This window comes from Limnohabitans sp. (assembly GCF_044373035.1).
Taxonomy (GTDB): Bacteria; Pseudomonadota; Gammaproteobacteria; order Burkholderiales; family Burkholderiaceae_C; genus Limnohabitans_A.
The window spans coordinates 1-4,665 of the sequence record NZ_JBILQU010000230.1 but is presented as its reverse complement, the minus strand read 5'-3'; the positions used below and the strand labels follow the sequence as shown (position 1 = coordinate 4,665).

The following is a 4,665-nucleotide window of genomic DNA, read 5'->3' as shown; positions in this document are numbered from 1 at the left end:
CCTGTGGCGTTGGACACGTCGAGCGCCGCAATGATGCGGCCCAGGCGCTGCAGGTTGTCGCTGTAGTCGGTGATCACCAGCGCGTTGGTGCCGGGGTTGACGTTGATGGTGTTGTTGGGGCTGATCAAGGGGCGCAGCACCGGCACCAGGTTGTTCACGTTTTCGTGGTTGAGTTTGAAGATTTGCGTCACGATTTGCCCGGTCCCGGCGGGCACGGCCCCGGCCGACACGGCGCTGCTTTGCAGCTTGGCTTCGGCCTCGGGCACTACGGTGTAGAGCCCGGACGACTCCACCAGCGCAAAGCCCTGAGTGCGCAACTGCGCAGAGAACAGCCGCAGGGCTTGTGCCGGGGGCACGGGCACGGTGCTGGAGAGGGACATCGTGCCTTTGACGCGGGGGTCTACCACCACGTTCGCACCCGACAAGGTGGCCAGGGTGCGGGCCACGGCCTCGATCTCAGCGTTCACAAAATTGAGCGTGACGGGTTCACGGCGCGGCGCCTTGAGCGCGGGCGGGTTCGCGATCGGATTGACCGCCGGGTTGGCCGCGGGTTTGTCCGTGCTTTGGGCATACACCCCGGGCGCGATCCAGCCCAGGGCCGCGAGGCAAGCCATGGCCAAAGCGCTGCGAGGCCAGCGGGCACGGTTCAAGGGGTGCATGTGAGCAAAGTCGTTCATGGTGTGGAGGTCTTGAATCGGTGGGTGCAATGGTTGAGGTGTGTACAAAGGGGGGATGAGCCGGGTTCATCCCAAAGACAGCAAACTGCGCGCGCCTTGGCGGCGGCCCAGGATGTTGAGCAAATTATCAAACGCGGCCTCTTGGCCTTCGGCCGCACTGGCTTCTCCGGTGAAGCGCAGGCGCTGGCCCACCCATTGGCCTTGGCCCGACAGCAGCAAGGGGCCTTGCAGCGTGCTCAGGGCCAAGCCCGGTGTGGGCGTGCCTTCGGGCGTTCCGGTCAAGGCGATGCGGTAGCTGCCCATGGGCTTGACGGGGCTCAGTCGCGAAGACATGCCTTGCAGGCTCAGCTCCAGCAGGCCCTGCATTTGCAGACGGCCTTGCGCCCAGTGCAGTTGCAGCGCTTCGGTGCGCAGCTGCAATTGGCCTTCGGCCTGCAGCGTGTTCCAGGGTGCGCCCAAGCCCGTGAGCAGGGCGGCCGGCCAGGTCGACTGGTGGTCGCTGGCTTGCAGGTGCAGGGTGTTCCAGCCCAGAGCGGCTTGCAAGCTGGCGGCCTGCGTCATGCAGCAGTCAGCCCGCCAACCCAAGCGCAGGCCGGCCCAAGCCGGTGACAAGGTCCAGTGCAGCCGACCAGGCAGGGCCTGCGGCTGGCGGCTGCCCGGGCCGCCGCTGAGCAGCAGTTGGGCCGAGCCTTGCCAGACCGTGCCCCGGGGGTTGAGCCATTGCACCTGGCCTTGGCTGGCCTCTGCCACGCCCCAAGCCAGCCAGCGGGCAGGGGCCCACATCAGCAGCGCCAGACCCAGGCCCAAGAGTGCGCCGAGCCAGGCCAAAGACCAGGGCGCACGCACCGGACTGACCGGGCTTGCGCTGGTTCGACGAGGGGTTTTCATGGCGTTCATGGATTGGACGGCAAACGCAGCACCAGGCTGCCGCGCCAGGTGGCATCCAAGCTGTCCGGGCCGGGGGGGCTGGCGTGCTGCAGCTGGGCTTGGGTGGGCAAAGCCTGGGCGTTGTCACGCGCTTGGCTCAGCCAGCGGGCCAGTGCGGCGGCCGGGGCGGCTTGCAGGCTCAGGGTGGCGGTTTCACCCTGCAGGCTGATGCGCGCATTGGGGCCGAGTTCCGCCAGGCTTTTCTCCAGCCACTGGGCGGCATCGGGGCCGGAGTGGGCCACAGGCTTTTGCAGGCTCTGGGCTTGCGCTTGCAGCTGGCGCATGCGCTGGCTTTGGGCATCGAGCAGGGCCTGGCGGGCCGGTGCCTCTTGCCAGGTGCGCAGCGCCGGGGCCAGGGCCAGCATCCACAGCGCGGCCAGGCCGAGCACCCAGACGCCCATGCCGAGCAACTGTTTTTCACGCGGGCTGCGCCGAGCCCAGGCGGCTTGCCAGCCGCTGCGCACGGTTGCGGTCAGGGTTTGCAGGTTCATGGCTTGGCCTGCGCTTGGGTGCTCATCAACCAGCCGTCGCCTTGGGCGCGCCAAGCGTAGCCCAGGGCGCTCAGGCTTTGCTGCAAGGCTTGCTGCTGGGCGGCATCGGGCTGAAACTCTTGCAGGCGCATCTGGCCCGTTTGGTAAGCCCATTGGCGCGGCGCGGCTAGCCCGGGCGGCAGGGCTTGGCCCAGCGCGGTCAGCATGGCTTCGAGGTCGCCCGCGCCGAGTTGGCCCGAGCCTTGGCGCAGGCGTTCGACCTGTTGGCCCATTTGCAGCGGCGCATCGACCACCAAGCTGGTTTTCGGGAAGGTTTCGCGCAGCACCTGGGCCCAGCTGCTTTGCTGGGCTTGCCAGTCGGCGCGGGTTTTCCAGGCCCAGGCGTTCAGGCCCACCAATTGCGCGGCGAGCAACAGCCAAAAGCCCCAGCGTGCTGGCCGCCAGGCGGGGCTGTGCCACAGGCTGCTGGCGGTACGTTGCCAGTTTTTCAGTTGGCGGCTTCGGGCGTTGGCGCGCAGCTCAAATTGGGCCAAGTCCCAATCACCGGCCAGGGCGGCCAGCCAGTGCTGGGCCGGGGGCATGAGTCGCACCCCAGAGCCCAGCAGTTCCGTGGCCAAGGCCACAGCCCCGGGTTCGGCCAGCAGCGCGGCCGAGGCCCGCTCGGGCTCGGACAGTCCCAGCCGTTCATGGGCCGCCAATCCGGCTGGGCGCAGGGCAGACCAGGGCTGGCCCCAGACGCCGCGCTCGGGGTGGCTGACCCACAGCCAGCCGGTGTCGGCATCGCCCAGGGCCGTGAGCTGCACGGGGCTGGCGGTTGTGCCTGGCGAGAGTTCGGGCACGATGCGGTGCACGGGCAAACCCGCTTGTTCGAGGGCTTGCAGGTGGGCGCTCAGCCAGGCGCGGTCGCACGCAGCCACCCAAGGGCGGGGGGTGTTGGCCCAGTCAGTTTGCAAGGCCAAATGCACTTGCTCGGGGTCGTCCAGCAGACGGTCTTCCAGCAAACCTTGCAAGGCCGCTTGCACGCGCTGGACTTGTTTGTGCAGACCTGCGGGCAGCTCGACGCGGTGCCACGACAGCGCCGCAGCGGGCACCAGGGCCACGGTTTCGGTTTGGCGATCGGCAGCAGGCAACAAAGCGGCCGCCGCCCACTGCAAAGCGAGCGGGCGAGTGCCGGGCTCGGCCTCGACCCGGGCATGGGGGTAGGCCAAGCTGGGGCTGGGCGGGCCCGGCGGCAGTTGGATGATCAGGGTGCGCATGTACAGATCATTGTAGAGGGGCATCAAGATGCAACTGGGGGCTGCGCACACGCCAGAGCATGCGCACCTGGCCGCCTTCGCGCTGCACCAGCGCGGTCTCTTGCTGCACCACATTGTCGATGCGCATGCGCCCCTGCACTTCAAAGTAACGGCTTTGCACGCTGTGTTGTTTGTCGTCCAACAGTCGACCGCTTGGCCCCAGGGCTTCTTGTGCGGCGTTCAGGCTGGCCCAGTGCCCGCGTTGGCGCTGGCTTACGGCTTGCCGGGCCGAGGCCAGGTCCAGCCCGGGCAGCACGGCCGAGAGCACTTCGGCCGAGGCGGTGTTCAGGTTCACGGGCGTGGCCTCGGGCAGCATGGTGATGTGCGCCTGCAAGGCGGTCAGCGTGCCGGGGCTCAGGCCCAGCCAGACCAGTTGCGCGGTTTGTTGGGGCAGCAAGGGGGCTGCGCCCGGGATGTTGGTGCCCGGGTTTGTGCTGGCCAAGTTGACCCTGCTGGCCTGCAAGCTGGCCTGGAGCTGCTGGGCCAGGGTTTGCAGTTCGCCCAGCGGCAGGCCCAGGCGCTGGAACAAGGCGGCAAAGCGGGCCAGCGCGGGGGCAGAAATTTGCCCGTCTTGGAGCAGGTTCATCACGTTCATGCGCGATTGCGCGTCGGTGATCTGGCCTGACAAAAAGACCTCGGCATCGCCTTCGCGCCACTGCTGGTCTTGCGACAGGAAGGTCGACAGTTTGGATTCCTGTACCGGCAAGGCCCAAGGTTCACCCAGATGGTCTGCGGCAGCGCTTTGCGCCGACATCGCGTCTTCGCGCAGGATCAACCGCGTCCAGTCGAGTGCCCCCGTCATCATCCAGGCGGTCTGGCTGCGCCCTCGCTCGGCGATCTCGATTTCGACTTGCCGCCACTGCTGCCACAGCGCGGCGCTGGCCAGCGTGGCCACCAGGGCCACGGTGAGCATGGCGGTGAGCAAGGCCGCACCGCGCTGGCGCTGTTGGGTGCGCATAAGGGGGCGCATAAAGGGGAACACTAAGGGGCTTATTGCGGGGGGCATCACGATGGCGCTCCCGACAAGGTGGGGCGCACCCAGTCCAGGGTGAGCGTGCCCGAGCCTGTGGGGCCGGGGGGCAGGCTCAGCACCAGACGCACGCCGTCGGGGGTGGTGGCGCTGGCATTTGCGTTCGAATTTGGGTTCGAGTTTGTGTTGGGGCTGCCGGGTGTGCCAGAGGTGACGGCAGCGCTCGACAAAGGATTGGTCCAGCTGCCGCCCCGGTGCACAAACAGCTGCCAGCCCGACAAGGGGTGAATCTGGATCTGGCCGGC

At 67.9% G+C, this 4,665-nt stretch carries 5 protein-coding genes and 1 pseudogene; all 6 read right to left on the bottom strand.

Annotation, left to right across the window (positions count from 1 at the left end; translation table 11 throughout):
• A partial coding sequence (locus tag ACIQ47_RS16360) for a secretin N-terminal domain-containing protein (protein ID WP_396439089.1) occupies nt 1-677 on the bottom strand: 677 nt, incomplete at its 3' end.
• Between the two features lie 66 nt (nt 678-743).
• Nucleotides 744-1,565, bottom strand: a complete 822-nt coding sequence (gene gspN, locus ACIQ47_RS16355; protein WP_396439088.1) for a type II secretion system protein N — start codon at nt 1,563-1,565, stop codon at nt 744-746.
• 5 nt (nt 1,566-1,570) lie between these two features.
• Nucleotides 1,571-2,095 (bottom strand): type II secretion system protein GspM, encoded by a 525-nt coding sequence (gene gspM / locus ACIQ47_RS16350; RefSeq protein ID WP_396439087.1) that lies wholly within the window; start codon nt 2,093-2,095, stop codon nt 1,571-1,573.
• Complete coding sequence (gene gspL / locus ACIQ47_RS16345; protein WP_396439086.1) at nt 2,092-3,351, bottom strand: type II secretion system protein GspL; 1,260 nt, start codon at nt 3,349-3,351, stop codon at nt 2,092-2,094. Before gspL ends, gspM begins: the two co-directional genes overlap by 4 nt.
• A 7-nt stretch (nt 3,352-3,358) precedes the next feature.
• Nucleotides 3,359-4,348 carry a type II secretion system minor pseudopilin GspK gene (gspK, locus tag ACIQ47_RS16340; protein ID WP_396439085.1) on the bottom strand — a complete coding sequence of 330 codons (990 nt, stop codon included), beginning with the start codon at nt 4,346-4,348 and terminating at the stop codon, nt 3,359-3,361.
• A 47-nt stretch (nt 4,349-4,395) separates the two neighbouring features.
• Nucleotides 4,396-4,665: pseudogene (locus ACIQ47_RS16335) on the bottom strand (hypothetical protein); the annotation flags it as partial.